This window comes from Rouxiella chamberiensis (assembly GCF_026967475.1).
GTDB lineage: Bacteria > Pseudomonadota > Gammaproteobacteria > Enterobacterales > Enterobacteriaceae > Rouxiella > Rouxiella chamberiensis.
On sequence record NZ_CP114058.1, the window covers coordinates 942,026 to 967,165 of the forward strand.

Genomic DNA, 25,140 nt, shown 5'->3' on the forward strand with positions numbered 1-25,140 from the left:
TTTAACTAGCGCTGACGACCGCAGACGATGTTCAGCCTTTCTGCCGTTTCTGACCAAATCGGAAAGCGAACGGGCATGCATTTTCTCCATCACACGCCGTTTATGCACTTTGGCGGTGATTTCGCTAATCCCCAACTCTGCGGCGATCTGTTTATTCAAAAGGCCGCCGATCGCCAGATTCATGACCTCGCTTTCCCGTGGCGTCAACGTTTGATAGCGGGCCGTCATCTCCATTTTTTCAAGAAAGACGTGCTGGTTTTGCTCGGAGATTTTCAGGGCTTCATCGACGGCCTGCAAGATGCAATCGGGATCGACGGGTTTGGTGAAAAACTCGTGCGCACCGGTTTTCATCGCTTTTACCGTGGCGGGAATCGTGCCAAAACCGGTGAGAAAAATGGTGGGAATAGAATGACCACGGGCATTGAGCGTCTGAACCACGTCGAATCCGTCGGCATCGGGCATATTGATGTCCAGAATCAGACAGCTTGGCACGGGGGCGAAGGCGTGGGCAAGAAAGGCCTCGGAAGAAGAAAAGGGCATGACGCTATAACCTACCGAAGCGAGCAGGTTGCCGAGTGCGCCGGTGACGGCAATGTCATCGTCAACTAAATACACTATGCGATTCATCTGGGTTCTCGTCGTAAAACTGAAATCCAATGACATCTCTAGTTGTTCTCATATTTCAATATGTTGCGACATAGTAACGTCAGTAGGCCCGCTTGAAAATAATTATCATTAACTTTTCGGTGCCAGATGCCAATCCGTTATTGTCGGTCAAATTTTTAATGGATACTTGCCTATTGTCGTGAAATTCTTCGACAGACGCCGCTTTTCAGAATACCCCTTTTCCACCCGCAACCGTGCGACTTCTACTTTAACCTCAAAATCATGAACTATGCTTGATTTTCATAGACTGCCTGCGGCTGGAACCAGTACCGCGTGATGTCGTCTTTTGCTTACTTTGACCAAATCGAGGCAATTGAATGGAATCCAGATCATTTCTGAAAAGCTGGGGTGCGGAATATCTTGACGATGGCGCGGTGCGCTTTCGTATGTGGGCGACAGGGCAGGAAACGGTCGCGCTGCGGATTGGCGGCGAAGACCGGGCAATGCAGGCCAGCGGCGACGGCTGGTTCGAACTGCGTGTGCCGCAGGTGTTGCCCGGCGCAGAGTACAACTATGTGCTGGCCGATGGCACGGTAGTGCCGGATCCGGCCTCGCGCGCCCAGACCGCTGGTGTCGACGGGCCTTCTCGAGTCTGCGACCCGCAAAGCTATCAGTGGCAGCATCCGCAGTGGCGAGGACGTCCGTGGCGAGAAACGGTGGTGTATGAAATGCATTTCGGCACTTTTACGCCCGAAGGCACATTCCGTTCCGCGATTGAGAAGCTGCCTTATCTGGCCGACCTTGGCGTTACCATGCTGGAAGTGCTGCCGGTTTCCCAGTTCGGCGGTCAACGTGGCTGGGGCTATGACGGGGTGCTGCTTTACGCGCCGCATTCCGCCTATGGCACGCCGGATGATTTCAAGGCCTTTATCGATGCGGCACACGGGCTGGGGCTTTCCGTGGTGCTCGACATCGTGCTCAACCACTTTGGTCCCGAGGGTAACTACCTGCCGCTGCTGTCGCCGGATTTCTTCCACGAGGCGCGGTTAACGCCCTGGGGGCGGGCATTGCCTATGATGTCGATGCGGCGCGGCGCTACATCATTGAAGCGCCCCTTTACTGGCTCAAGGAGTTCAACCTTGATGGATTGAGGTTTGATGCCATCGACCAGATTGAAGATGTTTCCGAAAAGCATGCGCTTATTGAAATTGCGGAGCGAATTCGTGCCGAAATAACCTCCAGACCGCTGCATTTGACCACCGAAGACAGCCGTAATGTCATCTTCCTGCATCCACGCGAAGAGGACGGCTCGACACCGCTGTTTACCGGGGAATGGAACGATGATTTCCATAACGCCATACACGTGTTCGCCACGGGCGAAACGCATGCCTATTATCAGGATTTTGCCAGACAGCCCGAAAAGCTGATTGCCCGCGTGCTGGCCGAGGGTTTTGCCTATCAGGGCGAAGTGTCGCCCCAGTCGGGCGAGAAACGCGGTGTAGGGAGTCGCGGCCAGCCGCCGGTGGCCTTTGTGGACTTTATTCAGAACCATGACCAGGTCGGGAATCGTGCTCACGGGGAAAGGCTTGTCTCGCTGGCCGGTGTGGAACGCACACAGGCGCTGCTCGCCACGCTGCTGCTTTCGCCACATATTCCGCTGCTGTTTATGGGCGAAGAGTATGGCGAAACCCATCCATTCCTGTTTTTCACCGATTTCCACGGCTCACTTGCCAAGGCGGTGCGCGACGGCCGCGCCAAAGAGTTCGAGGGCCACTCGGGATATGACGGCGAAAGCGTGCCGGATCCCAACGCCGAAACCACCTTCACGATGTCAAAACTCGACTGGAACAAGCCAGAAAGCGAAGCCGGTAAGCGCTGGCTGGCGCTGACCAAAACGCTGCTGGCGCTGCGTCATCAACACATCGTGCCCCTGTTGGCAGACGCGGGCTGCAACAGCGGCCATATCGTGGACACCGCCGAAGGCTTCTTTGCGGTCAGTTGGACCTTCCCGCAGGGTACGCTGTCGATGGCGCTCAATATCAACGATGAACCGCAGGCCCTTCCCGATCTGCCGGGTGAGGTAATTTTCGCGTCCCCAAACGCGACTCAGGCGTTGCCGCAAAATTCCGTTATCGTCCGCCTTGCTCCGAGAGATGCAAAATGAATATTCCAACCGCAACGTACCGCATTCAGTTTCGCAACGGCATGACATTCGATCGCGCCGCCAGTCTGGTGCCCTATTTAAAAAGGCTGGGGATCAGTCACCTCTATGCCTCGCCGATTTTTACGGCGACCGCCGAATCCACACATGGTTATGACGTGACGGATGCCAACGAAATCGAGCCTTCGCTGGGTGGGCGGGAAGGCTTCGACCGCATGGTCAAGGCGCTGAAAAGCGCAGGGCTGGGACTGATTCTGGATATCGTGCCGAATCACATGGCCGCTTCGCTTGAAAACCGCTGGTGGCGCGACGTGATTGAAAAGGGCGAAAACAGCGCCTATGCGCGGCATTTCGACATCGACTGGTCGCGTCCACTCACCTTGCCGTCCTCGGCGACACCTTCGAAGCGGCACTGGAAGCCGGAGAGATTGCGGTCGAGGCACATCCAGAGACCGGTAAACCTGCTTTCGCCTATTTTGAAAACTACTACCCGCTGGTCGCCGAAAGTTGGCAGGGGCGCGAAGACGAGGTGTTGAACGCCCATGATAAAGCCGATATCGCCGAGTTGCATCAGCGCCAGCCGTGGCGCTTGATGTCGTGGCGAGAGGCGCCGCGCGACCTGTCCTATCGGCGATTCTTTGAAATCACGGGATTGGCGGGTGTCAGAGTCGAAGACAAAACCGTGTTCGAGGATACCCATCGACTGATCCTCGAACTCGTGCATGCTGGCGCGGTCGACGGACTGCGTGTCGATCACGTCGACGGGCTTGCCGATCCCAAAGGGTATCTCGAGCAGCTGCGCCGGGAGGCGGGTGAAGATTGCTATATCACGGTCGAAAAAATTCTGGGCGAGGGCGAACAGCTACCGGGCGACTGGCCGATTTCAGGCACGACCGGGTATGAGTTCATTGCAGCGCTGTCGGATGCGCTGGTCGACGGCAGTCAGCTTGGCACGTTGCGAAAGGCGTATCATGAGGTGGTCGGCAAACGGGTCGATATGGAAGCCGAACTGCGCGCCGCGAAGCTGTTGATGGTTAATCGTAACTTTGAAGGGGAGTTTACACGCTTGCTGTCGATAGCCATGGATATCGCGGCAAAGGACCACAAGATGCTCGAGGAAGCCGCCGTCCGCGCGGCGCTGCGCGAACTGCTGGTGGCGTTCCCTGTTTATCGAACCTATGGCACGCATGAGGCGCTGCCCTCCGAGAGCGAAGCGCTGCTGCATGAGGTCGCGACGGCCGTTAAAGACAGCGAGCACGCGCCCGATCTCAAGGCGCTGAATTTTATTCTCGCCATTATGATAGGGGACGTCTGTGACAATGCCTCTGCCGCCGACGTTGCCACTTTCCGCACGCGTTTCCAGCAGTTAACAGGCCCGCTGATGGCAAAATCGGTCGAAGATACGCTGTTTTTCCGGCAGAACATGGAGCTTGCCTTGAATGAAGTCGGGGCAGAACCGCTGCCGCGTGCGTTCTCGCTGGCGCGGTTCCATGAAGAGATGCAGACACGGCTGGAACATCAGCCAGATGCGCTGTCGACCACCTCGACCCACGACACCAAACGTGGCGAAGACGCCCGCGCCAGACTCTACACCCTGACCGAAGCCCCGCAGAAGTGGGCGCAGTGCATTGCACGCTGGCGTGAAATGAACCACGATCAGGTCACGATGCTCGATGATGGTCCTGCGCCAAAGCCCGCCGGAGAATGGATGATCTATCAGGCGCTGGCCGGTGTCTGGCCGACCACCTTGCAGCCGCAGGACACGCAGGGGCTAAAGGAACTGGAAACGCGCTTTCTGGCGTTTGTGGAAAAGGCGCTGCGCGAGGCAAAACTGCGCACCGACTGGGCCGATACCAACGACACCTTCGAAGATGCGATGTTCGACTATACCCGTCATCTGCTGTCACCCGAGAATCAGACATTCCTCGAAGATTTCACGGCATCGTTACAGCCCTTTATTCACGCGGGTCTGGTGAACAGTCTGACCCAGACGGTTATCAAGCTGACGGCGCCGGGCGTACCCGATATCTATCAGGGTAGCGAAGGGTTGAACTTCAGTCTGGTGGACCCGGATAACCGCCGGGAACCGGATTTCACCGAACTTGAACAGACGCTGGAGGAAACCGCCCCCGCCGTATTCTTCCTGCCGCAACATGCCGTATCCGGCGTGCTGAAACAGAATGTGATTGCCAGGGTGCTGCATTTACGTCTGGAGAAGCCGACGCTGTTTCGATACGGAAACTATCTGCCGCTAACGGCCAAAGGGCAGCGCGAAAACCACGTCATCGCCTTTGCCAGAACGGAAAACGACCATGCCCTGCTGGTTATCCTGCCGCGACTGGCGTTTGTCGAGGATTCCGCGCAGGCGAATACGGCAGAGTGGGGGCAGACGCAAGTGCCATTGCCGGACAATCTCGCCCATCGCCGTTATCGCAATCTGCTCGACGGAAAAAGCTATGAGGTGGAGGCGACCCTCAGTTTGCAGGCGTTGGCCGACGGAAAACCGCTGATTCTCGTTACGCAATAGTTCTTCCTGAACGTTGACGATAAAACCGGCTTCTCTTCGAGGCCGGTTTTTTTATGGCCGCAGAACGCTGCACGATATCCACAGGCAAGGGCAGGCGCGCAGGGTTCGACAAATTTGGCTAATGAATCGAGACAAGGAGACGGCGAATCAACGTGCAGTATCGAGGCATCCCGCCCCAGATAGGCTGGCACGCGGATGAAATGTACGTTTCATCGGGATGTGTCCGCTTTCATCGGCTTAGCGACAGGACGCGAGAAGTGGCAAAAAACGCCGAGGCTTATCCAAGTTATCTGTGGACAACTTAGGGGATAAGTTGGGTGGTCTTGTCGCCAGTGGGGGCTGCGCGGCGCTTAAGACTTATTGAACAATAAGTAGACAATTCACCCTAAGTTCCCGCTTTGTTCCCGCCACCTTGACGGCGACGGGACAGGGCGGGCCGCCTTTTTTCACGGGTTACCAGGTTACGGTAATCTTGCCGAAATGCGCGCCGCTTTGCTGGCGGCGGAAAGCCTCGGGCAGTTCGCCGAGCGCCGAGTAAGTGTCACTGATAACGGGACGTATACCGGTCTGATTCAACGCGCGTACAAAATCCTGCTGCTGCCTGCGGCTACCGACAATCAGGCCCTGTATCCGCGCCTGTTTGGCCATCAGCGCAGCGGTAGGGACAACCCCTTCGCTGCCGGTCAGGACGCCAATCAGCGCGATATGGCCGCCAATGCGTACCGCCTTGATGGACTGCGCCAGCGTGCCCGTTCCGCCGAGTTCGATAACTACATCCACGCCCTTGCCGCCGGTCAGTTGCAAGACGGCGTCGCCCCAATCGGGCTGCGTGCGGTAATTAATGCCGTGATCGGCTCCCAGCGCTTTCGCCTGTGCCAGCTTTTCATCGGATGACGAGGTGATAATCACTTTCGCGCCCATGCTCTTGGCAATCTGAAGCGCCGTGATGGACACCCCGCCCGTACCCAGAGTCAGAACGGTATCACCGGCCTTGAGATGGGCATTGCCGACCAGCGCGCGCCATGCGGTCAGTCCGGAAGTGGTAATGGTTGCGGCTTCGGCATGACTCCAGCCTTCGGGGGCCAGCGTGAAGTGTGAGGCCGGACGCACGACGTATTGTGCGGCAAGCCCGTGTGCGCCGTCGCCTGGCGTCTTTTTGAAGTCACCGACGCTGTCGAAGGGCAGTCCATCCGCCCAGTGTGGGAAGAACGTCGAGACAACGGCGTCGCCGACATTGAATTCGGTTACGCCTTCACCCACGGCTTCGACAACGCCCGCGCCGTCGGCCATCATAATCCGTTGATCGGCGGTCGGAATCGAGCCGTCGGCCACGAGTAAGTCATGAAAATTCAGTGAGGTGGCGTGTATCGCGACCCGTATTTCGCCTTGGCCGGGCTGACCCGGATCGGCAAGGTCGACCAGGTGCAGATTGTCCAGACCACCGGGTGCACGCAGGGTAATGGCTTTCATAAAGTTCTCCTTGATTTCATGGGGATAGGACAGGGTTAGACGTTTTGCCCTGAGACAGCCATAAAAAAAGCCACCGGCTTTCGCCGATGGCTCGTACTTCAAGTCGTGAAGGTCATTCGCTGAGAATGAGCGTCGACGAGGGGCTGCCGATCGTTAATTCAATCGGGCTTTACTTTCTGCCAATCAAATAACCAATCAGGATACCTACGGCACCGGCTACGGCAACGCCTGCATACGGATTTTCTTTAACCTGATCGCCCACGGTGGCAACAGCATCTTTAGCGGCATAGCTTGCTTGAGATGCATATTTTTTTGCAGCGCCTTTGGCAGAATGCTCTGGTGAATTAGTGGCATCACCAAAAGCTTCTTGTGCAGTACCCGCAACTTCTTTCACTTTGTCTTGTGCTTGGTTAAACATATGCGCTCTCCTTGTTGATAGTTTCTTAAGACTAGCAGAGAAAAACAGCTTTGCTCGCCCTTGCACGAAAACACACGGCTTATCAGACAGATCCTATAAACCCCGACCCGGCAGGGTGCTGCACGCCGGATTGCCCTCGGGCGCAGGCGGAGCAGTGGTCGGATATTTGGCATCCGGCGTGATATACACCTGTGAGGTCGCGACGTAGCCGTCGTTGAAGGTTGCTTCAACAAAGGTGGCCTGCCAACCCGGTCCATGATAATCCAGCGGAACGGCCACGCTGTTGGCAGATGAAACCGTCACCTCTGTCGGAATATATTTAACGCCGCAGGCAAAGCGGAAATCGCGTGCCGCCGGATTGGTTGCCGTCCAGCGTACAACCTTGGCCGGTTTCTCCGAGAACTTCACGTCCAGATTGCCGTTATCAAGCTGAGGATAAGGCGCAACCTGAACCTGAGGTAGTGGCTTGTTGGCCTGAATACGGTTGATAAAGGAGATAAGCGACTGCTGGGTAAAGTCGATAATCCCGATATGGCCGGTATTTGGCGCGATACGCAGCGATTTAACGCCCGGTAATTTGTCAAAGTAGTAACGGGTATTATCCGGCACAAAGAAATCATCGCCGCTGGCATTAACAATATATTTTGGAATTTCCAGTCTGGATTGCAGCGGCGTATTCATATATTGCAGCGGGTCTTCGATTTTCATCAGCTGATCGAAATCGGCCGACTTCACCGTTTTATCAATACCCTGATCATAATAAGGGGTAAAGGCAACAGGCCAATTACCGCCGTAGGAGCGATATATATTTTGCATCACCTGTTTGGTGTCCAATACGTCAATGACGAAAGGCACAATGGCTTCGACCGAGGGATCTGAAATACCCGATAACCACGACGCCCATCCGCGTTTGGATGCACCTGTAACAATAAATTTATTGATGTCATACTTTCTAAGCTCTTTCTTAGAAAGACGGATGGTTTGCGATATTGTAGCCGCCATTGGAACATGCAAAGGTAATTGCTGACGCTGTACCGGTTCATCCATATATAAGCGCCAGGTACGAGCAATACTGTCATCTTCTTCACGCGGTTTACCGTCATTCTGGTAAACCAGATCACGGGTTGGAATAGTGTGCAGTGAAATAACGATAGTCTGCGTTGCGCGTGCTACTTCCAGCAGGATCTGGTCACTGATATCAACGGCGATTAACGCCCGCGTCGACTTAGGGTTTTTAGGGATGGCGATATCCACATTCTCGAGCCACTGGGACGGAGAAACCAGTCCGGCAGGAGACCAGGATTGCGAGATCATCTGATAGCGGTTGACCTCGACGTCACCATAAACCTGGTTGCTCATAAACCAGTATTTAAGAGGCTGGGCGGCCAGCTCTTGCCGATAACAGGTAATGACATTCGAAGAATTGTTTTCACCGTTACCTTTACAGGCGTTATCAACCGGTGTGGTTTGTGCGAATATTCCGCCGGATATAAAAATTAGTGACAAAATCACCAAGTTAAGCTTTTTCATTATTCACCCTGGTCTAATGAATGGGTTTTTATTGTTAGAGTTAACGCTTAATGCTTCATTACTGAACTGCACGACGTCAATCATCTTTCTCTGGTGTGGACATATTAGCCGATTTTGCGCCATTCTTTGTCAGCGTCCTGAAAATCAGATTATTACGATGGTTATTATTAAGATTTATACGATTTGTTGTAACGAATATGATGCAAAAAAACGTGCTTTTGTCTTTATGCGCATTAATTGAAAAGACGTTTCGAATAACCGATTCGTTTTAAAATTTTGGAGCGCTATAAATAAAAAAACACGTTTGTTTGCAGATCAAATTTTAAACCGCGCGTACCTTAATCGTTTGTTCATTTTCAGGCAATGAAGAAAATGTAACCGTTAATTTGTATGGAATAACCTCTCGCGCCACGGGTTAATAGTTCGAGAAAACAGACGCACACTCGTAATAACTCGCTCCCCAGGTTATTAATAGGGAGCGAATAAAGGTCAGCGATTATTGGCAATCAAGGCTTGTTGGCAATAAGCAATGCGCGGCGTGGCGCAGGATACCCTTCAACGGTTTTGCTGCTGTCCTGCGGGTCAAGGAATTCTGCCAGCGATTCGCTGGTCATCCACGAGGTGCGGTGCTGTTCATCGGTGGTGGTCAGACTCACATCGGCAATACGCACATTGACGAAGCCGCATTTGATCAACCATCCCCTGAGCGCCTCGGCCGACGGGATAAAGTAGATGTTGTTCATCTGCGCATAACGATCGCCCGGGACCAGAACCTGCTGGCTGTCGCCTTCGATAACAATCGTCTCCAGCACCAGTTCACCGCCGCTGACCAGCTGGTTTTTCAGCTGCAGCAAATGATCTAGCGGCGAACGGCGATGATAGAGCACGCCCATGGAAAATACGGTATCGAATGCGTTCAACTCGGGAAGCTGCTCGATACCCAGCGGCAGAAGATGTGCACGCTGATCGCCGCCAAGCAGTTTGCGCACGGCTTCAAACTGACACAGGAACAGCTGCATCGGGTCGATACCCACGGCAAAATGCGCGCCTGCGCCAATCATGCGCCACATGTGATAACCGCTGCCGCAGCCGACATCAAGAATAGTGCGGCCTGCGAGGGAGGCAATATGCGGCAGCACGCGGTCCCATTTCCAGTCCGAACGCCACTCCGTTTCAATCTCGATGTCGTAAAGCGAGAAAGGCCCTTTACGCCACGGCATCAGATTACGCAGCAGATTTTCCATGCCTTCACGCTGACCTTTTGGCAGCGGCGACAGCATGTTGGCGGTCACGCCGTGCAGCAGATCCAGCTTTTCGGGTTGCAGCAGCGGTAGACGGTCAACGGCGTTGAACCACATCTTGAACTTGCCGTGCAGCGACTCTTTCTGCCACGCGGTCAATTGTGAAGGCAGAGTATTCAACCACGGACTCAGCGGCCCTTTGGCAATCGCACGATAAAAATCACCAAATTCAATCACGCCGCGTCTCCCGCTTTGAGGGCAATCAATGAACCAAAGTTGAAGCACTGGAACCAGACTTCCGCATGTTCGAAACCGGCCTGATGCAGCCGTGCCTTATGAGTTTCCACCGAATCGGTCAGCATGACATTTTCGAGCATGCTGCGTTTCTGGCTGATTTCCAGTTCGCTGTAACCGTTGGCGCGTTTGAAATCATGATGCATGCTGAACAGCAGTTCACCCACGTCGGGATCGTTGAAACTGAATTTCTCGGACAACACCAGCGCCGCACCCGGACGCATTCCCTGATAAACCTGATTCAGCAAACGCTGGCGGTCGGCGGGTTGCAGGAATTGCAGCGTAAAGTTCAGCACGACCATAGAAGCGTTTTTCAGCTCGACATCCAGAATATCGGCCTCGATAACGGTCACCGGAGTATCGGCGCGGAAGGCGTCGATATGTCGACGACAGCGCTCGACCATGGCAGGCGAGTTGTCTACGGCGATGATTTCACAACCGGACACCTTGATGTTGCGGCGCATGGAGAGCGTTGCGGCGCCGAGCGAACAGCCAAGATCATAGACCTGAGTGTCTTGTTTGACGAAGCGCTCTGCCAGCATGCCAATCATCGAAATGATGTTGGAATAGCCCGGTATCGAGCGCTGGATCATATCGGGAAAAACTTCGGCGACGCGTTCATCAAACGTCCAGTCGCCGAGTTTGTCTATCGGGGCGGAAAACAGTTTATCCTGGTTAGTCATAGTGCTGAATCAGACCAAAAATAGTAAATAGGGGAGCAAAATACAGCGGATTTGCCATTATGGGGGCGGAGTTTAGCAGATTCCCTTTAGGGTGGCCCAAAAAATGCCCCGCGGGCAGGGGCAGGGTATTCAGACCTTAAAAAAGGCTGTTTTGCTGCGGCCAGTCAGGCTCGGGCGGCAGGTCGGGCATGCGGGTACGCAGCGTATGCCACAGGGCCTGTGCCTGCTGCGGCGCATCGCTACAGTCTGGCGAATGGATAAACAGATAGGGCGCGTGGCCCTGTTTTTGCCAGTCGACAAGCTTGCCTATCCATTGAGCAAACCATTTTTGATTGGCGGCCAAATCATCTCCGCCAATGAATCGCACCATCGGCCTGTCGGCGGTGACAATGGCGTGCACCGGAACCTGCGGCTTTTTGCGCTGGGCATCCAGCACGGCAGCGGTCTTGCTGGTGGCATGATGCACCGGACGGCTGTCCAGCAGCGTGCGATTGATGCCGCGCTCGTGCAATCCCCGATTCAGCGCGCGCTCTTCCTCGCCTTTGTCGAAGAACAGTGGATGCCTGACTTCCACGCCATAATCGAAACCTTTGGGCAGGCCATCCAGAAACTGCCACAGCCGGTCCAAATCCTCTGGCGAAAAGGCGGCGGGGAGCTGAAGCCACAGCTGACCCAGCCGATTTTCCAACGGCGCGAGGCACTGGTAAAAGGCGTCGACCTCTCGCTGGCAATCAAGCAGGGCGGCCTTGTGGCTGATAGCCGAAGGAAATTTAAAGCAGAAACGAAAGTCGTCGTGCGTCATGTCGCGCCAGCGCTGCACGATTTCGGGTTTAGGCAGGGCGTAAAACGTGGTATTGCCTTCAACGCAGTTAAAATAGCGTGCGTAATCAGCGAGATCCTGCAAGCCAATGCTGTTCCATGCGCTGTGATGCCACTGGGGAAGTCCGATATACATGACGCCGTTTCCTGTCTTTTCGATTTTTATCAAAAAATACTTAATAGCTCTTTAAAAAGTATAGTCTTTTTAAACGAAAACGCCGCCCGAAGGCGGCGTGAATGCGAGGCAGGGCGACGTCGTTTAGGCAATCGCTGCCAGCACCTCTTCTGTCGAACGCACACGGCCAATGCGCGGGAAAATAACGTTGATGCTTGAACCATGATGTTCGGCGTTGTGCGCGCTGCATGCATCTTCGGCCACCACCAGTTCAAAGCCCAGTTCCCAGGCGTTGCGAGCGGTAGATTCGACGCCGATGTTGGTCGAGATCCCGGCCAGCACAATGGTCTTGATGCCGCGACGACGCAGTTGCAGCTCGAGGTCGGTGCCGTAAAACGCGCCCCACTGACGTTTGATTACCAGCAAATCTTTATCGGTAACGTTAAGTTGCGCAGGGAATTCCCACCAGTCTTCAGGCAGGCTGGCTCCACCCATGGAGATATCGGTCGGCTGTTTCAGCGCTTCGTCGAAGGTTTCGGACCAGCCCACGCGGACCATAAACACCGGCGCACCCAGCGCGTTGAAGCGGGATTTCAGTTCGGAGGCTTTATCCAGTACCTGCTGCGCGGTATGCGGGCCGCCGGCAAACGGCAGGATGCCCTTTTGCAGATCGATAAGCACCAGCGCAGTCGTTGCAGGATCAATTTTCAGTGATGTATTGTTCAGAGACATGGTAATAGACCTATCAAATGGATGAGAATTTAACCTCGTACTTGCGCTGCGTCCTTTCGATGGCAATTACTTAGGTCACTAAGAGTGTCGACGCAGTTTATGTCAAGCCGTCGGCTCCGGAGTCGAGAAATTTGTTAAATTATGTGTGAGAAGGGCGTCAGACGAATTTCAGGCGTATCAATGGTATGTTCGCACTTATCCTGTGCGCGAAATTCCTTTATAATGACCGCCTTTTTTCGACCCATATTAATCCGATACTCACAGGCAGTGAGATCAAAGGGATACCGTTATGCGTACTGAATATTGTGGCAAGCTGAATTCGTCCAACGTTGGCCAGGAAGTGACTTTGTGCGGTTGGATTAACCGCCGTCGCGATCTGGGTGGTTTGATTTTCATCGATCTGCGTGACCGTGAAGGCATCGTGCAGGTATTTTTCGATCCGGATCAAAGCGCTGCGTACGAATTGGCATCAGAACTGCGTAATGAGTTTTGCGTGCAGTTGACCGGTACCGTCCGTGCACGTCCTGAAAGCCAGTTTAATAAAGACATGGCGACCGGTGAAGTGGAAGTGTTCGCCAGCTCGCTGAACATCATCAACCGTTCCGAACCGCTGCCGCTGGACTCCAATCAGGTCAATACCGAAGAAGCGCGTCTTAAATACCGCTATCTGGACCTGCGTCGCCCTGACATGGCCAACCGCCTGAAAACCCGCGCGCGCATTACAAGCTTCGTGCGTCGTTTCATGGACAGCCACGACTTCCTTGACATCGAAACGCCAATGCTGACCAAGGCCACACCGGAAGGCGCGCGTGACTATCTCGTGCCGAGCCGTGTGCATAAAGGCAAGTTCTATGCACTGCCACAGTCGCCGCAGCTGTTCAAGCAGCTGCTGATGATGTCCGGTTTTGACCGCTACTATCAGATTGTAAAATGTTTCCGCGACGAAGACCTGCGCGCCGACCGTCAGCCTGAATTCACCCAGATTGACGTCGAAACCTCATTCATGACCGCCGAACAAGTGCGTGAAATCATGGAGAAGCTGGCGCGTGATCTCTGGCTTGATATCAAAGGCGTGGATCTGGGCGACTTCCCTATCATGACCTTTGCCGACGCGATGCGCCGTTTTGGTTCCGACAAGCCAGACTTGCGTAACCCGATTGAGCTTGTCGACGTTGCCGATCTGTTCAAAAGCATCGACTTCAAAGTGTTCGCCGACCCTGCCAATGACCCGAAAGGCCGCGTGGCTGCCCTGCGCGTGCCGGGTGCCGCTCAACTGAGCCGCAAGCAGATCGACGAATACGCCAAGTTTATCGAGATTTACGGCGCCAAGGGTCTGGCTTACATCAAGGTCAACGAAGTGGCCAAGGGTCTGGAAGGCATTCAGAGTCCGGTTGCGAAGTTCCTTGATGGCGAACTGCTGAGCGCGCTGATTGAGCGCACGCAGGCGCAGGACGGCGACATGATCTTCTTCGGCGCAGCAAGTGCCAAAATTGTCACCGATGCAATGGGCGCACTGCGTCTGAAACTGGGTCGCGATCTGAAAATCACCGACGAGAAAGCCTGGGCTCCGCTGTGGGTTGTCGACTTCCCGATGTTCGAAGACACCGACGAAGGCGGCCTGTCCGCCATGCACCACCCGTTCACCGCGCCGAAAGAAATGACCGCGCAGGAACTGGCGGCCAACCCGACTTCCGCTATCGCCAATGCCTATGACATGGTTATCAACGGTTATGAAGTGGGCGGCGGTTCCGTGCGTATCCACCGCGGTGAGATGCAGCAGGCCGTGTTCAGCATTCTGGGCATTACCGAACACGAGCAGCGCGAGAAGTTCGGCTTCCTGCTCGACGCTCTAAAATTTGGCGCACCACCGCATGCGGGTCTGGCGTTCGGCCTTGACCGTCTGGTGATGCTGTTGACCGGCACCGATAACATCCGTGACGTTATCGCGTTCCCGAAAACGACCGCCGCCGCCTGCCTGATGACCGAAGCCCCAAGCTTCGCCAATCCGGCTTCGCTTGTCGAGTTGGGTATCAGCGTGACGGCCAGAAAAGCGGCGTCAGATATCAATTCAGAGAACGAGTAATGAGCTATAAGCGTCCCGAGTCGGTACTGGTTGTCATCTATGCCAGAAACAGCGGCAGGGTGCTGATGCTCCAGCGACGTGACGACACCGACTTCTGGCAGTCTGTTACCGGCAGTCTGGAAGACGGTGAGTCACCCGCGCAAACCGCGCAGCGTGAAGTCATGGAAGAAGTCGGTATCGATATTGCCGGCGAACACCTGCATTTGCAGGACTGCCTACGCTGCGTCGAGTTTGAACTGTTTGCGCACCTGCGCTATCGCTATGCCCCCGGCGTCTCGTGGAACAAAGAGCACTGGTTCTGCCTGGCGCTGCCGGAGGAGCGAGAGATTATCCTGACTGAACATCTGGCGTATCGCTGGCTGGACAAACCGGCCGCTGCCGCGTTCACCAAGTCACCGAGCAATCAGCAGGCAATAGAAGAGTTTGTTCTTTATTAGGTCGGCATCGGAGCCTTTGCAGCTCAAGGTCAGACCGTTGATTATCTAAATATGAGTTCAGCCTGAGTAAGGCTTATGGAGATCTTTTATGGCAGGTCACAGTAAGTGGGCCAACACCAAACACCGCAAAGCAGCACAAGACTCTAAACGCGGTAAAATTTTCACCAAGATTATTCGCGAGCTGGTCACGGCGGCGAAACTGGGCGGTGGCGATCCGGGTGCCAACCCGCGCCTGCGCGCAGCTATCGACAAGGCACTGAGCAACAACATGACCCGTGACACCCTGAACCGTGCGATTGCACGTGGCGTGGGTGGGGATGATGATACCAACATGGAAACCATCATCTATGAAGGTTACGGTCCGGGCGGCACGGCCGTGATGGTCGAATGCCTGAGCGACAACCGCAATCGTACCGTTGCCGAAGTGCGTCATGCCTTCACCAAGACCGGTGGCAATCTCGGCACTGACGGTTCCGTGGCTTACCTGTTCACCAAAACCGGCGTTATCTCCTTTGCCCCGGGTCAGGATGAAGACGTTATCATGGAAGCGGCGCTGGAAGCGGGTGCCGACGACGTGCAGACCTTCGATGACGGCGCAATCGACGTTTACACCGCATGGGAAAGCCTGGGCGATGTGAAAGATGCGCTGGAAGCCGCCGGCTTCAAGGCCGATCAGGCCGAAGTGACCATGATCCCGTCGACCAAGGCCGATATGGATGCCGAGACTGCGCCGAAACTGCTGCGTCTTATCGACATGCTGGAAGATTGTGACGATGTGCAGGAGGTTTACCACAACGGTGAAATCTCCGACGAGATTGCAGAAACGCTGTAATTCTCCTCTCAGCCGGAGGCGCGACAGGCTCGCGTTCTTCGGCTGGCTTTACGGACTCCCTCAGTCCGGTTTGTCTTTTGGTTCAAATCAGGACAAACTTGCCGGCATTACCCGCAACGCTTCAGTCTGACAAAGACGGCCCGACAAAGAAAAGGTGCAATTACGCTATGGCTATTATTCTGGGGATCGACCCCGGTTCACGCATCACCGGCTATGGCATTATCCGTCAGCAGGGTCGACAGCTTACCTATCTCGGCAGTGGCTGTATTCGCACGGTAGTGGATGACATGCCGGGGCGACTCAAGCTTATTTACGCGGGTGTAAGCGAAATTATTACCCAGTTTCATCCTGATTTCTTCGCCATAGAATCGGTGTTTATGGCCAAGAACCCCGACTCGGCATTAAAGCTCGGACAGGCTCGCGGCGCAGCGATTGTGGCGGCGGTCAATCAGGACTTACCGGTGTTCGAGTACGCGGCGCGACAGGTAAAGCAGACGGTGGTCGGTACTGGTGCGGCAGAAAAAGCCAGGTGCAGCACATGGTGCGCTCTCTTTTGAAACTGCCCGCCAACCCGCAGGCCGACGCCGCCGACGCCTTGGCAATAGCCATTACCCACTGTCATGTGAGCCAGAATGCCATCCGCCTGAGCACGGACAAGCTCCAGTTGGCACGTGGGCGGATGCGTTAATTAAGGCTGGATATCTATCCAGCTCTTTTTTATGATATAAACGATAAAATTTCAGAGACCTCGCCGGCATGCCTCGCGGGGTTAATCCGCAAAGGAAGGTAAATGTGATAGGTCGTCTCAGAGGCGTTATTCTCGAAAAACAGCCCCCGCTGGTGCTGCTGGAAACCAACGGTGTAGGTTATGAAGTGCATATGCCGATGACCTGTTTCTACGAACTGCCGGAACTGGGTCAGGAAGCCGTGGTGTTTACACAGTTTATTGTTCGCGAAGACGCGCAGTTGCTGTACGGTTTCAATGACAAGCAGGAGCGGGCGCTGTTCCGCGAGCTTATCAAGGTCAACGGCGTCGGGCCCAAGCTGGCGCTGGCTATCTTGTCAGGCATGTCCGCGCAGCAGTTTGTTTCCGCCGTCGAGAAAGAAGAAGTCACCACGCTTGTCAAACTGCCGGGTGTCGGCAAGAAAACGGCAGAACGTCTGGTGGTCGAGATGAAGGACCGCTTCAAAGGGCTTAACGGCGATCTATTCAACAATCCTACCGATATTTCGCTGCCGGCGTCGGCGTCCAAAGCCAAAGAGTCCGATGCAGAGGGCGAGGCCGTGGCGGCGCTTATCTCGCTTGGATACAAACCGCCAGAGGCGAGCCGCATGATAAGCAAGGTTGCCAAACCGGGCGCAGAGTGCGAAACATTGATTAGAGAAGCGCTTCGCGCGGCTCTGTGAGGTAACAGATGATAGAAGCTGACCGTCTTATTTCTGCTGGCGTAATAAGCGAAGAAGAAGTAATCGACAGAGCGATCCGCCCGAAATTGCTGTCCGAATATGTCGGTCAGCCTCACGTGCGCTCGCAGATGGAGATCTTCATTCAGGCGGCAAAGCAGCGCGGCGACGCGCTGGATCACCTGCTGATTTTTGGCCCTCCCGGTCTGGGTAAAACCACGCTCGCGAACATCGTTGCCAACGAAATGGGCGTGAATCTGCGTACTACGTCGGGTCCGGTGCTTGAAAAGGCAGGGGATCTGGCGGCAATGCTGACCAATCTCGAACCGCACGACGTACTGTTTATCGATGAAATTCACCGTCTCTCGCCGGTGGTCGAAGAAGTGCTGTATCCGGCGATGGAAGACTATCAGCTGGATATCATGATCGGCGAAGGTCCGGCTGCACGCTCCATCAAGCTCGACCTGCCGCCTTTTACGCTGGTCGGTGCCACGACCCGCGCAGGGTCACTCACCTCTCCCTTGCGCGACCGTTTTGGTATTGTGCAGCGTCTCGAGTTCTATCAGGTTGCCGACCTGCAGCACATTGTCGGCCGCAGCGCGTCCTGCCTCGGGCTTGAGCTGTCGGAAGAGGGCGCGCATCAAATCGCCCGCCGCTCGCGTGGCACGCCGCGTATCGCCAACCGCCTGTTGCGCCGCGTGCGTGACTTCGCCGAAGTCAAAGGGGACGGCACCATTAGCGGCGAGGTCGCCAATGGCGCGCTGGACATGCTCGATGTCGATGCCGAAGGTTTTGACTACATGGACCGCAAGCTGTTGCTGGCAATTATCGAGAAATTCACCGGTGGGCCGGTCGGGCTCGATAATCTGGCGGCGGCCATCGGCGAAGAGCGCGAAACCATTGAAGACGTGATTGAACCCTTCCTGATTCAGCAGGGATTCATTCAGCGCACGCCGCGTGGAAGAATGGCGACAAACCATGCTTATCGGCACTTTGGGCTGGATAAAACCGAGTAGGGTCGAATCGGGCGAGACCGGGCCGCGGGTTTTTAGAGGCGTCTATCTAAAACCGTCAAGCCCGGTCTTTACAGCAAAGGGGCCATTGAAGACCCGAACTAGGCAATTTGCTTTTTAAAGAGGCTGAATACAAACAGCGTGGCCGCGCAGAGCACTACCGACGGGCCTGCGGGGGTGTCGTAAAGAGCCGAGAGCGCAAGGCCGCCGGTCACGGCTATCATGCCGAGCAAGACGGCAATCGAGGCCATCTGTTCCGGCGTTTTGGCGAACCGACGGGCGGTGGCGGCAGGGATAATCAGCAGTGAAGTAATTATCAGTGCGCCAACGAATTTCATCGCCATACCAATGGTCAGTGCCGTCACTAACATCAGGATAACGCGCGAACCGCTGCAGGTTGACGCCATCGACGTGCGCCAGTTCCGGGCTGATGGTCATCGACAGCAAATTGCGCCATTGCCAGCACAGCACGCCGATAACAAGCGCAACCCCGGTGCCAATCATCCAGATATCGCCAAGCGTCACCGACAGCAGATCGCCAAACAGGTAGGCCATAAGGTCGACCCGCACCCCCGACATCAAACTGACGACCACCAGACCGAGCGACAGCGCACTGTGCGCCATAATGCCGAGCAATGTATCGACGGCAAGATGCGGCTTGCGTTCAAGAACCACCAGCAGCAGCGCCAGAATGAGTGTCACGGCGATGACGGCATAAAACGGATTGACGTTAAGCAGCAGGCCAAAAGCCACGCCAAGCAGCGACGCGTGGGCGAGGGTGTCGCCGAAATAGGACATGCGCCGCCAGACCACGAATGACCCCAGCGGACCCGCTGCACCCGCCAGTAAAATGCCCGCCAGCCAGCCGGGCAACAACAATTCAATCATGCGTCACGACCTCCGGTATTACGCAAAACGATTCTTCCCTGTAAATCATGACGGTGGTTATGGTGGTGACGATAAATCGCCAGCTGTTCCGCCCCGCGATTGCCAAACATGGCAATGAATTCCGGGTGCGTCGAAACCACTTCCGGTGAGCCGGAGCAGCAGATGTGCTGATTGAGACACAGCACCTCGTCGGTTTTCGCCATCACCAGATGTAAATCGTGGGAAACCATCATCACCGCGCAGCCGAGTTCGCAGCGCAGTTTGTCAATCAGATCGTAAAGCGCGACCTGACCGTTGACGTCAACGCCCTGAGTGGGTTCATCAAGCACCAGCAACTGCGGCGCGTTAAGCAAGGCGCGCGCCAGCAGCACACGCTGGTTTTCCCCGCCGGAAAGTTTCTGCATCGGTTGGTCTATCAGGTGCGCTGCCTGTACACGTTTCAAGGCGGGCAGAATGTCATCATTTTTCACACCGGGTTTGAGACGCATAAAGCGTGCTACAGTCAGCGGCAGCGTGGTATCGAGATGCAGTTTCTGGGGCACATAACCAATTTTGAGGCCGGGAATAGTCGACCGTGACCCGCTGCCGGGCGCAACCAGTCCGAGCACGACCCGCACGAGCGTGGATTTTCCGGCACCGTTCGGCCCCAGTAGTGTAAGAATTTTACCGGTCTGCAACGAAAGCGAGACATCGGAAAGCACGCGGCGATCGCCGTAGGTGACAGAAATATTTTTCAGTGTAGCGAGAGTGGACATGTCAGTTACGTCTTGCAGAACAAATCGGATGTTATAATATTGCGTTTTTGCCAAAATAACCATGAAAGCGGTCTAAAAACTTTGTTTTGGTCAAATCCTTTATCGGTAGTCTGAGCACAGGCTTGAGAATGAAAAAAATGCGTAAGCCTTTTATGAATGTGAACAAAACGACGTTGCTGCGCGGTTTGACTGCGGCGACACTCCTTACCGCCAGCCTGATGTCCAGCGCGCAGGCGGCGGTGCTGGCCTCGGTGCGCCCTTTGGGTTTCATCGCTGCCGCCATTGCCGATAACGTCACGCCAACCGACGTGCTGTTGCCCGATGGCGCGTCGCCGCATGATTATGCGCTGCGTCCCTCCGATTTACAGCGTATGCGCAGCGCCGATCTGCTGATTTGGGTGGGGCCGGATATGGAAACCTTCATGACCAAATCCGTAGCGCAACTGCCGCCAAATCGCGTGGTTGACCTCTCGTCGCTGCCTGGCGTGCAGCCCTTGCTGCAGACGGGTGACGACGATGACGAGCCTGCCCATGAAAGCGCCGACAAACATCATCACGGTCAGTACAATATGCACCTGTGGTTATCGCCCGAGATTGCAAAATTGGCCGCAATCGCGATTCACGGAAAATTATTGGAACTTATGCCGCAAAAGAAAGACCAATTAGACGCCAACTTGCGTCAGTTTGAGGAAGAATTGACAAAAACTGACACAAAGCTTGGTAAGATGCTGCAACCTGTTCAGGGGAAGGGATATTTCGTTTTTCATGACGCCTACGGCTATTTTGAGAAACATTACGGGTTGTCGCCATTAGGCCACTTCACCGTCAATCCCGAAATCCAACCTGGAGCACAGCGACTACATCAAATTCGAACACAGCTGGTTTTGCAGAAAGCGGAATGCGTTTTTGCCGAGCCACAGTTCAGGCCGGCCGTAATCAATGCCGTTGCCCAGGGAACAACAGTGCGTATGGGCACATTGGATCCTCTCGGGAGTGGCATCGCACTGACCAGGGACAGCTATGTGAACTTCCTGTCACATCTGATCTCGCAGTACGTGAGCTGCCTGAAGTAAGCCATAAGGACCGTAACACGTGCAGCTACTCGCTCGATCCATTGCTCTGGCGTTTAACAACCTTCCTCGACCTCATCGCGTCATGCTGGGGTCCCTCACTGTTGTTACACTCGCCGTAGCCGTCTGGAAACCCTTTGTCTATCAAACGGATCAAGACGGCTATCAGCCAAAACCCATCGCCAAACAGATTATTCTCGATGCCCAGCAGGTGCGATCCCTGCTGCCGGAAGCCAGTGAACCCATAGACGAAGACACCCCGCCCGCCGCGGATTTACCCCAGGACGAACTCGATGATAAAACCGAGAACGAAAAGGGCGTGCACGAATATGTGGTGTCGACCGGCGATACCTTGAGCAGCATCTTGAATCAGTACGGCATCGATATGTCGGACATCTCCGCGCTCGCCGCGCAAAACAGCGACCTGCGCAATCTCAAGATTGGCCAGCAGCTCTCCTGGACCGTCAATGATGACGGCGAACTCCAGCGCGTCACCTGGGAAAAATCGCGGCGCGAAACGGTCACCTACGACCGCAGCGGCAGCGGTTTCAAAGCCTCCACCGAAACGCTCAAAGGCGAATGGCAGGATCAAATTCTCAAGGGCACGCTCGACGGCAGTTTTGTCAGCAGCGCCCGCGATGCAGGCCTGTCCAGCGCCGAAATCAGTGCCGTCGTCAAGGCATTACAGTGGCAGATGGACTTCAAGAAGCTGCGTAAAGGCGACCAGTTCTCTGTGGTCATGTCGCGCGAAATGCTCGACGGCAAGAGTCAGCAGAGCGAGCTCAGCGGCGTACACATGCGCAGCGGCGGTAAAGACTATTACGCCATCCGTGCCGAAGACGGCAAATTCTATGACCGCTCCGGTAGCGGACTGGCGCGCGGTTTCCTGCGTTTCCCGACCCTCAAGCAGTATCGCGTCTCCTCCAACTTCAATCCACGTCGTCTTAATCCCGTCACGGGCCGCATTGCGCCACACCGTGGCGTAGACTTTGCCGTGCCGGTGAATACGCCGGTGCTGGCCGTGGGTGATGGTGAAGTGGTCGTAGTGAAAAACGGCGGGGCGGCGGGCAACTATGTCGCCGTGCGCCACGGCCGTCAGTACATGACGCGCTACATGCACCTGCGCAAGGCGCTGGTCAAACCGGGCCAGAAGATCAAGCGCGGAGATCGCATCGCGATGTCGGGCAACACCGGGCGTTCCACGGGTCCGCATCTGCACTTTGAAGTGTGGATAAACAATATTGCCGTAAATCCGCTGACCGCCAAACTGCCGCGCTCCGAAGGGCTGAGCGGCAAGGATCTTAAAGATTATCTGGCTACCGTTCGTGAGGTCATGCCGCAGCTGAAAATCTAGTTTTGCCGTGTAGCGTTGCTATGTGACTGATTGTTATCGCCTGCTTCATTGCGGGCGAAAACTTTGGTTGTGAAGAACATTGATTGCAAAATAATTCACTGCACTTATCATTGAAACATTGGTTTTATAATTACTCTAAAAAAGTTATGAGTTAACGCATGTCATCAGATAAAAAATCGAACGTCGAGTTTATTCCGCAATTTCAGAAAGCCTTCTACCATCCTCGCTACTGGGGCGTATGGCTGGGCGTTGGCGTCATGGCGGCGATGGCCTATGTACCTGCATCGGTACGTGACCCGATACTCGGCGGCCTGGGTCGACTGGCGGGCAAATTTGCCAAGGGAGCCAGACGTCGTGCGCAGATTAATCTGTTCTACTGCATGCCCGAACTCCCGGAAGCGCGACGGGAAGAGATCATTGACGATATGTTTGCCGCCGCACCTCAGTCGATGGTGATGATGGCCGAACTGGCCTGTCGCGGCAATCCCCAAAAACTGCTGAGTCGCGTGAAATGGCACGACCGCCAGATTATCGATGACCTGCAGGCGCAGGGAAGAAACATCATCTTTCTGGTGCCGCACGGCTGGGCGGTCGATATTCCGGCCATGCTGCTGGCGGCGGAAGGCCGTCAGATGGCCGCCATGTTCCACAACCAGAAGAATCCGCTGACCGACTACCTGTGGAACGCCGTTCGCCGCCGTTTCGGTGGCCGTATGCACGCACGTAACGACGGTATCAAGCCGTTTATCAGCTCGGTACGTCAGGGCTATTGGGGTTACTACCTGCCTGATCAGGATCACGGCGCGGAGCACAGCGAATTCGTGGATTTCTTCGCCACCTATAAGGCCACGCTGCCCGCTTTGGGGCGTTTGATGAAAGTATGTCGTGCCGATATCGTGCCGCTGTTCCCGTCCTATAATGGCAGCGAGCATCGGCTGGATATTTTCGTGCGTCCGCCGATGTATGATTTGGCGACCGCCGACGACGTAACCATTGCACGCCGTATGAATGAAGAGGTCGAAGTGCTGGTCGGGCCGAATCCTGAACAGTATACGTGGATACTCAAACTGCTCAAAACCCGCAAGCCGGGCGAGAAAGAACCCTATACCCGTGACGAGCTCTATCCTCGTTGACAGGTTTTGCGAACATTTCGTCATAAATGCGAGAATAAAGAACCGGCCGAAGCCGGTTTTTTGTGCGCGTCAGAGCAAAAGGGCGTTACTCGACGGTGAGCACACGGGTTGTATTGGTGGTGCCGGTGGTGCTCATCACGTCGCCCTGCGTCACGATAACCAGGTCGCCCGACAGCAGATAACCCTTGTCACGCAGCAGGTTGACGGCATCGACGGCGGCGGCAACGCCATCGTTGTTGCTGTCGAAGAATACCGGCGTCACGCCACGGTAAAGCGCGGTGAGATTCAAGGTGTGCTCATGGCGAGACATGGCAAAGATAGGCAGACCGGAACTGATACGGGACATAATCAGCGGCGTGCGGCCGGATTCGGTCAGCGAGATAATCGCGCTGACGCCCTTGAGGTGGTTGGCGGCGTACATCGAAGACATGGCAATCGTCTCTTCGATGTTGTCGAACTCGACATCCAGACGGTGCTTGGAGACGTTGATGCTCGGGATTTTCTCTGCCCCGATACACACGCGCGCCATTGCGGCCACGGTTTCTGCAGGATACTGACCCGCTGCGGTTTCGGCAGACAGCATCACGGCATCCGTACCGTCCAGCACGGCGTTCGCCACGTCCATTACTTCGGCGCGGGTCGGCATGGGATTGGTAATCATCGATTCCATCATCTGCGTTGCCGTAATCACCGCGCGGTTCAGGGTGCGTGCGCGGCGGATAAGCTTTTTCTGGATGCCGACCAGTTCGGGATCACCAATTTCGACGCCTAGATCGCCACGGGCAACCATCACCACGTCAGAGGCGAGAATAATGTCATCCATGGCCGCGTCGCTGGCAACGGCTTCGGCACGTTCAACCTTGGAAACGATCTTGGCGTGGCAACCGGCATCGCGGGCCAGACGGCGCGCATAATTCAGGTCTTCGCCGGTGCGTGGGAAGGAAACCGCCAGGAAATCGACGCCAATTTTCGCGGCGGTAATGATATCGGCCTTGTCTTTCTCGGTCAGCGCTTCCGCTGACAGGCCTCCTCCCAGCTTGTTGATGCCTTTATTGTTGGAGAGCGGGCCGCCCACCGTGACTTCGGTAAAAACTTTGACACCCACGACCTCAAGTACTTTCAACTGTACGCGACCATCGTCGAGCAGCAGGATATCGCCAGGCACCACATCGGCCGGCAGTCCCTTGTAATCGATCCCGACCTTTTCCTTGTCGCCTTCGCCTTTGCCCATATTGGCGTCAAGCAGGAACTTATCGCCGATATTAAGGAAGACTTTGCCCTCCTTGAAGGTCGAAACACGAATCTTGGGTCCTTGCAGATCGCCGAGGATAGCCACGTGTCGGCCAAGTTTTGCGGCGATTTCACGTACTTTGTCGGCACGAAGCTGGTGGTCTTCGGCAGTGCCGTGGGAGAAATTAAGACGGACGACGTTAGCACCGGCGGCAATAACTTTTTCGAGATTATTATCGCGGTCCGTAGCGGGGCCGAGGGTGGTGACTATCTTGGTTCTTCTGAGCCGTCTGGACATGCCTTTCTCCGTTGACTTGTGAAGCAGGGTGTGGCTGAAATGTTAAC

17 protein-coding genes and 5 pseudogenes are annotated in these 25,140 nt (G+C 55.2%); 11 read left to right on the forward strand and 11 right to left on the reverse strand.

Features of this window, described 5'->3' with window-relative positions; all coding sequences use genetic code 11:
* Positions 1-5 precede the first annotated feature (5 nt).
* Positions 6-627, reverse strand: a pseudogene (locus tag O1V66_RS04485) (response regulator transcription factor).
* Positions 628-983: 356 nt separating this feature from the next.
* Between O1V66_RS04485 and treZ the strand changes: the two are divergent.
* Both treZ and treY read left to right on the forward strand, forming a co-directional pair.
* Positions 984-2,770: pseudogene (treZ, locus tag O1V66_RS04490) on the forward strand (malto-oligosyltrehalose trehalohydrolase).
* A pseudogene (treY, locus tag O1V66_RS04495) lies at positions 2,767-5,294 on the forward strand (malto-oligosyltrehalose synthase). Before treZ ends, treY begins: the two co-directional pseudogenes overlap by 4 nt.
* Before the next feature lie 453 nt (positions 5,295-5,747).
* On the opposite strand, the gene O1V66_RS04500 reads toward treY, so the two are convergent.
* From O1V66_RS04500 to O1V66_RS04530, 7 genes are all read right to left on the reverse strand, one after another.
* Entirely contained in the window at positions 5,748-6,764 is a 1,017-nt protein-coding gene (locus O1V66_RS04500) for a zinc-dependent alcohol dehydrogenase family protein (RefSeq protein ID WP_045046989.1), read from the reverse strand.
* A 169-nt stretch (positions 6,765-6,933) separates the two neighbouring features.
* Entirely contained in the window at positions 6,934-7,182 is a 249-nt protein-coding gene (locus tag O1V66_RS04505) for a glycine zipper domain-containing protein (protein ID WP_045046988.1), read from the reverse strand.
* A gap of 93 nt (positions 7,183-7,275) precedes the next feature.
* Positions 7,276-8,712, reverse strand: coding sequence for a PhoPQ-activated protein PqaA family protein (locus tag O1V66_RS04510; protein WP_045046987.1), 1,437 nt, complete (start codon positions 8,710-8,712; stop codon positions 7,276-7,278).
* A gap of 506 nt (positions 8,713-9,218) precedes the next feature.
* Complete coding sequence (gene cmoB, locus O1V66_RS04515; RefSeq protein ID WP_045046986.1) at positions 9,219-10,190, reverse strand: tRNA 5-methoxyuridine(34)/uridine 5-oxyacetic acid(34) synthase CmoB; 972 nt, start codon at positions 10,188-10,190, stop codon at positions 9,219-9,221.
* Positions 10,187-10,930 carry a carboxy-S-adenosyl-L-methionine synthase CmoA gene (gene cmoA / locus O1V66_RS04520; protein ID WP_045046985.1) on the reverse strand — a complete coding sequence of 248 codons (744 nt, stop codon included), beginning with the start codon at positions 10,928-10,930 and terminating at the stop codon, positions 10,187-10,189. The genes cmoB and cmoA overlap by 4 nt, the downstream gene beginning before the upstream one ends.
* 136 nt (positions 10,931-11,066) lie before the next feature.
* Positions 11,067-11,885 carry a DUF72 domain-containing protein gene (locus O1V66_RS04525; protein WP_045046984.1) on the reverse strand — a complete coding sequence of 273 codons (819 nt, stop codon included), beginning with the start codon at positions 11,883-11,885 and terminating at the stop codon, positions 11,067-11,069.
* A 123-nt stretch (positions 11,886-12,008) separates the two neighbouring features.
* On the reverse strand, positions 12,009-12,596 hold the full coding sequence (locus O1V66_RS04530; RefSeq protein ID WP_187329790.1) for a hydrolase: 588 nt from the start codon (positions 12,594-12,596) through the stop codon (positions 12,009-12,011).
* A 289-nt stretch (positions 12,597-12,885) separates the two neighbouring features.
* Between O1V66_RS04530 and aspS the strand changes: the two genes are divergently transcribed.
* The 6 genes and pseudogenes from aspS to ruvB all read left to right on the forward strand — a co-directional run bounded on the left by aspS (position 12,886) and on the right by ruvB (position 18,368).
* The gene (gene aspS, locus O1V66_RS04535) at positions 12,886-14,679 is read left to right on the forward strand and encodes an aspartate--tRNA ligase (protein WP_045046983.1); all 1,794 of its coding nucleotides are present in this window, start codon (positions 12,886-12,888) and stop codon (positions 14,677-14,679) included.
* Positions 14,679-15,116 carry a dihydroneopterin triphosphate diphosphatase gene (nudB, locus tag O1V66_RS04540; RefSeq protein WP_045046982.1) on the forward strand — a complete coding sequence of 146 codons (438 nt, stop codon included), beginning with the start codon at positions 14,679-14,681 and terminating at the stop codon, positions 15,114-15,116. Before aspS ends, nudB begins: the two co-directional genes overlap by 1 nt.
* 88 nt (positions 15,117-15,204) lie before the next feature.
* Complete coding sequence (locus O1V66_RS04545) at positions 15,205-15,948, forward strand: YebC/PmpR family DNA-binding transcriptional regulator (protein WP_045046981.1); 744 nt, start codon at positions 15,205-15,207, stop codon at positions 15,946-15,948.
* A 167-nt stretch (positions 15,949-16,115) separates the two neighbouring features.
* Positions 16,116-16,636 (forward strand): annotated as a pseudogene (gene ruvC, locus O1V66_RS04550) (crossover junction endodeoxyribonuclease RuvC).
* Between the two features lie 104 nt (positions 16,637-16,740).
* The gene (ruvA, locus tag O1V66_RS04555) at positions 16,741-17,355 is read left to right on the forward strand and encodes a Holliday junction branch migration protein RuvA (protein ID WP_045046979.1); all 615 of its coding nucleotides are present in this window, start codon (positions 16,741-16,743) and stop codon (positions 17,353-17,355) included.
* An 8-nt stretch (positions 17,356-17,363) separates the two neighbouring features.
* A complete protein-coding gene (gene ruvB / locus O1V66_RS04560; RefSeq protein WP_045046978.1) occupies positions 17,364-18,368 on the forward strand; it encodes a Holliday junction branch migration DNA helicase RuvB in 1,005 nt (334 codons plus the stop codon).
* A gap of 98 nt (positions 18,369-18,466) precedes the next feature.
* Here the strand turns inward: ruvB and znuB are convergent.
* Positions 18,467-19,253: pseudogene (gene znuB, locus O1V66_RS04565) on the reverse strand (zinc ABC transporter permease subunit ZnuB).
* Positions 19,250-20,008, reverse strand: coding sequence for a zinc ABC transporter ATP-binding protein ZnuC (gene znuC / locus O1V66_RS04570; protein ID WP_045047556.1), 759 nt, complete (start codon positions 20,006-20,008; stop codon positions 19,250-19,252). The pseudogene znuB and the gene znuC overlap by 4 nt, the downstream one beginning before the upstream one ends.
* A gap of 137 nt (positions 20,009-20,145) precedes the next feature.
* Between znuC and znuA the strand changes: the two genes are divergently transcribed.
* The 3 genes from znuA (at position 20,146) to lpxM (ending at position 23,565) form a co-directional block, all read left to right on the forward strand.
* Positions 20,146-21,081 (forward strand): zinc ABC transporter substrate-binding protein ZnuA, encoded by a 936-nt coding sequence (gene znuA, locus O1V66_RS04575; protein WP_241481385.1) that lies wholly within the window; start codon positions 20,146-20,148, stop codon positions 21,079-21,081.
* Positions 21,082-21,100: 19 nt separating this feature from the next.
* On the forward strand, positions 21,101-22,432 hold the full coding sequence (gene mepM / locus O1V66_RS04580) for a murein DD-endopeptidase MepM (protein WP_045046976.1): 1,332 nt from the start codon (positions 21,101-21,103) through the stop codon (positions 22,430-22,432).
* A 158-nt stretch (positions 22,433-22,590) separates the two neighbouring features.
* The gene (lpxM, locus tag O1V66_RS04585) at positions 22,591-23,565 is read left to right on the forward strand and encodes a lauroyl-Kdo(2)-lipid IV(A) myristoyltransferase (RefSeq protein ID WP_045046975.1); all 975 of its coding nucleotides are present in this window, start codon (positions 22,591-22,593) and stop codon (positions 23,563-23,565) included.
* 85 nt (positions 23,566-23,650) lie between these two features.
* Here lpxM and pyk read toward each other — a convergent pair whose 3' ends face one another.
* A complete protein-coding gene (pyk, locus tag O1V66_RS04590; RefSeq protein ID WP_045046974.1) occupies positions 23,651-25,093 on the reverse strand; it encodes a pyruvate kinase in 1,443 nt (480 codons plus the stop codon).
* Positions 25,094-25,140: the final 47 nt, after the last annotated feature.

Bases quoted from the DNA above. Each gene is read 5' to 3' on its own strand.
- cmoA (WP_045046985.1), bottom strand. From the start codon at position 10,930: ATGACTAACCAGGATAAACTGTTTTCCGCCCCGATAGACAAACTCGGC.
- O1V66_RS04505 (WP_045046988.1), bottom strand. From the start codon at position 7,182: ATGTTTAACCAAGCACAAGACAAAGTGAAAGAAGTTGCGGGTACTGCA.
- O1V66_RS04545 (WP_045046981.1), top strand. From the start codon at position 15,205: ATGGCAGGTCACAGTAAGTGGGCCAACACCAAACACCGCAAAGCAGCA.
- O1V66_RS04530 (WP_187329790.1), bottom strand. From the start codon at position 12,596: ATGTCTCTGAACAATACATCACTGAAAATTGATCCTGCAACGACTGCG.
- znuC (WP_045047556.1), bottom strand. From the start codon at position 20,008: ATGTCCACTCTCGCTACACTGAAAAATATTTCTGTCACCTACGGCGAT.
- O1V66_RS04510 (WP_045046987.1), bottom strand. From the start codon at position 8,712: ATGAAAAAGCTTAACTTGGTGATTTTGTCACTAATTTTTATATCCGGC.
- znuA (WP_241481385.1), top strand. From the start codon at position 20,146: ATGCGTAAGCCTTTTATGAATGTGAACAAAACGACGTTGCTGCGCGGT.
- aspS (WP_045046983.1), top strand. From the start codon at position 12,886: ATGCGTACTGAATATTGTGGCAAGCTGAATTCGTCCAACGTTGGCCAG.
- ruvB (WP_045046978.1), top strand. From the start codon at position 17,364: ATGATAGAAGCTGACCGTCTTATTTCTGCTGGCGTAATAAGCGAAGAA.
- pyk (WP_045046974.1), bottom strand. From the start codon at position 25,093: ATGTCCAGACGGCTCAGAAGAACCAAGATAGTCACCACCCTCGGCCCC.
- O1V66_RS04500 (WP_045046989.1), bottom strand. From the start codon at position 6,764: ATGAAAGCCATTACCCTGCGTGCACCCGGTGGTCTGGACAATCTGCAC.
- lpxM (WP_045046975.1), top strand. From the start codon at position 22,591: ATGTCATCAGATAAAAAATCGAACGTCGAGTTTATTCCGCAATTTCAG.
- nudB (WP_045046982.1), top strand. From the start codon at position 14,679: ATGAGCTATAAGCGTCCCGAGTCGGTACTGGTTGTCATCTATGCCAGA.
- O1V66_RS04525 (WP_045046984.1), bottom strand. From the start codon at position 11,885: ATGTATATCGGACTTCCCCAGTGGCATCACAGCGCATGGAACAGCATT.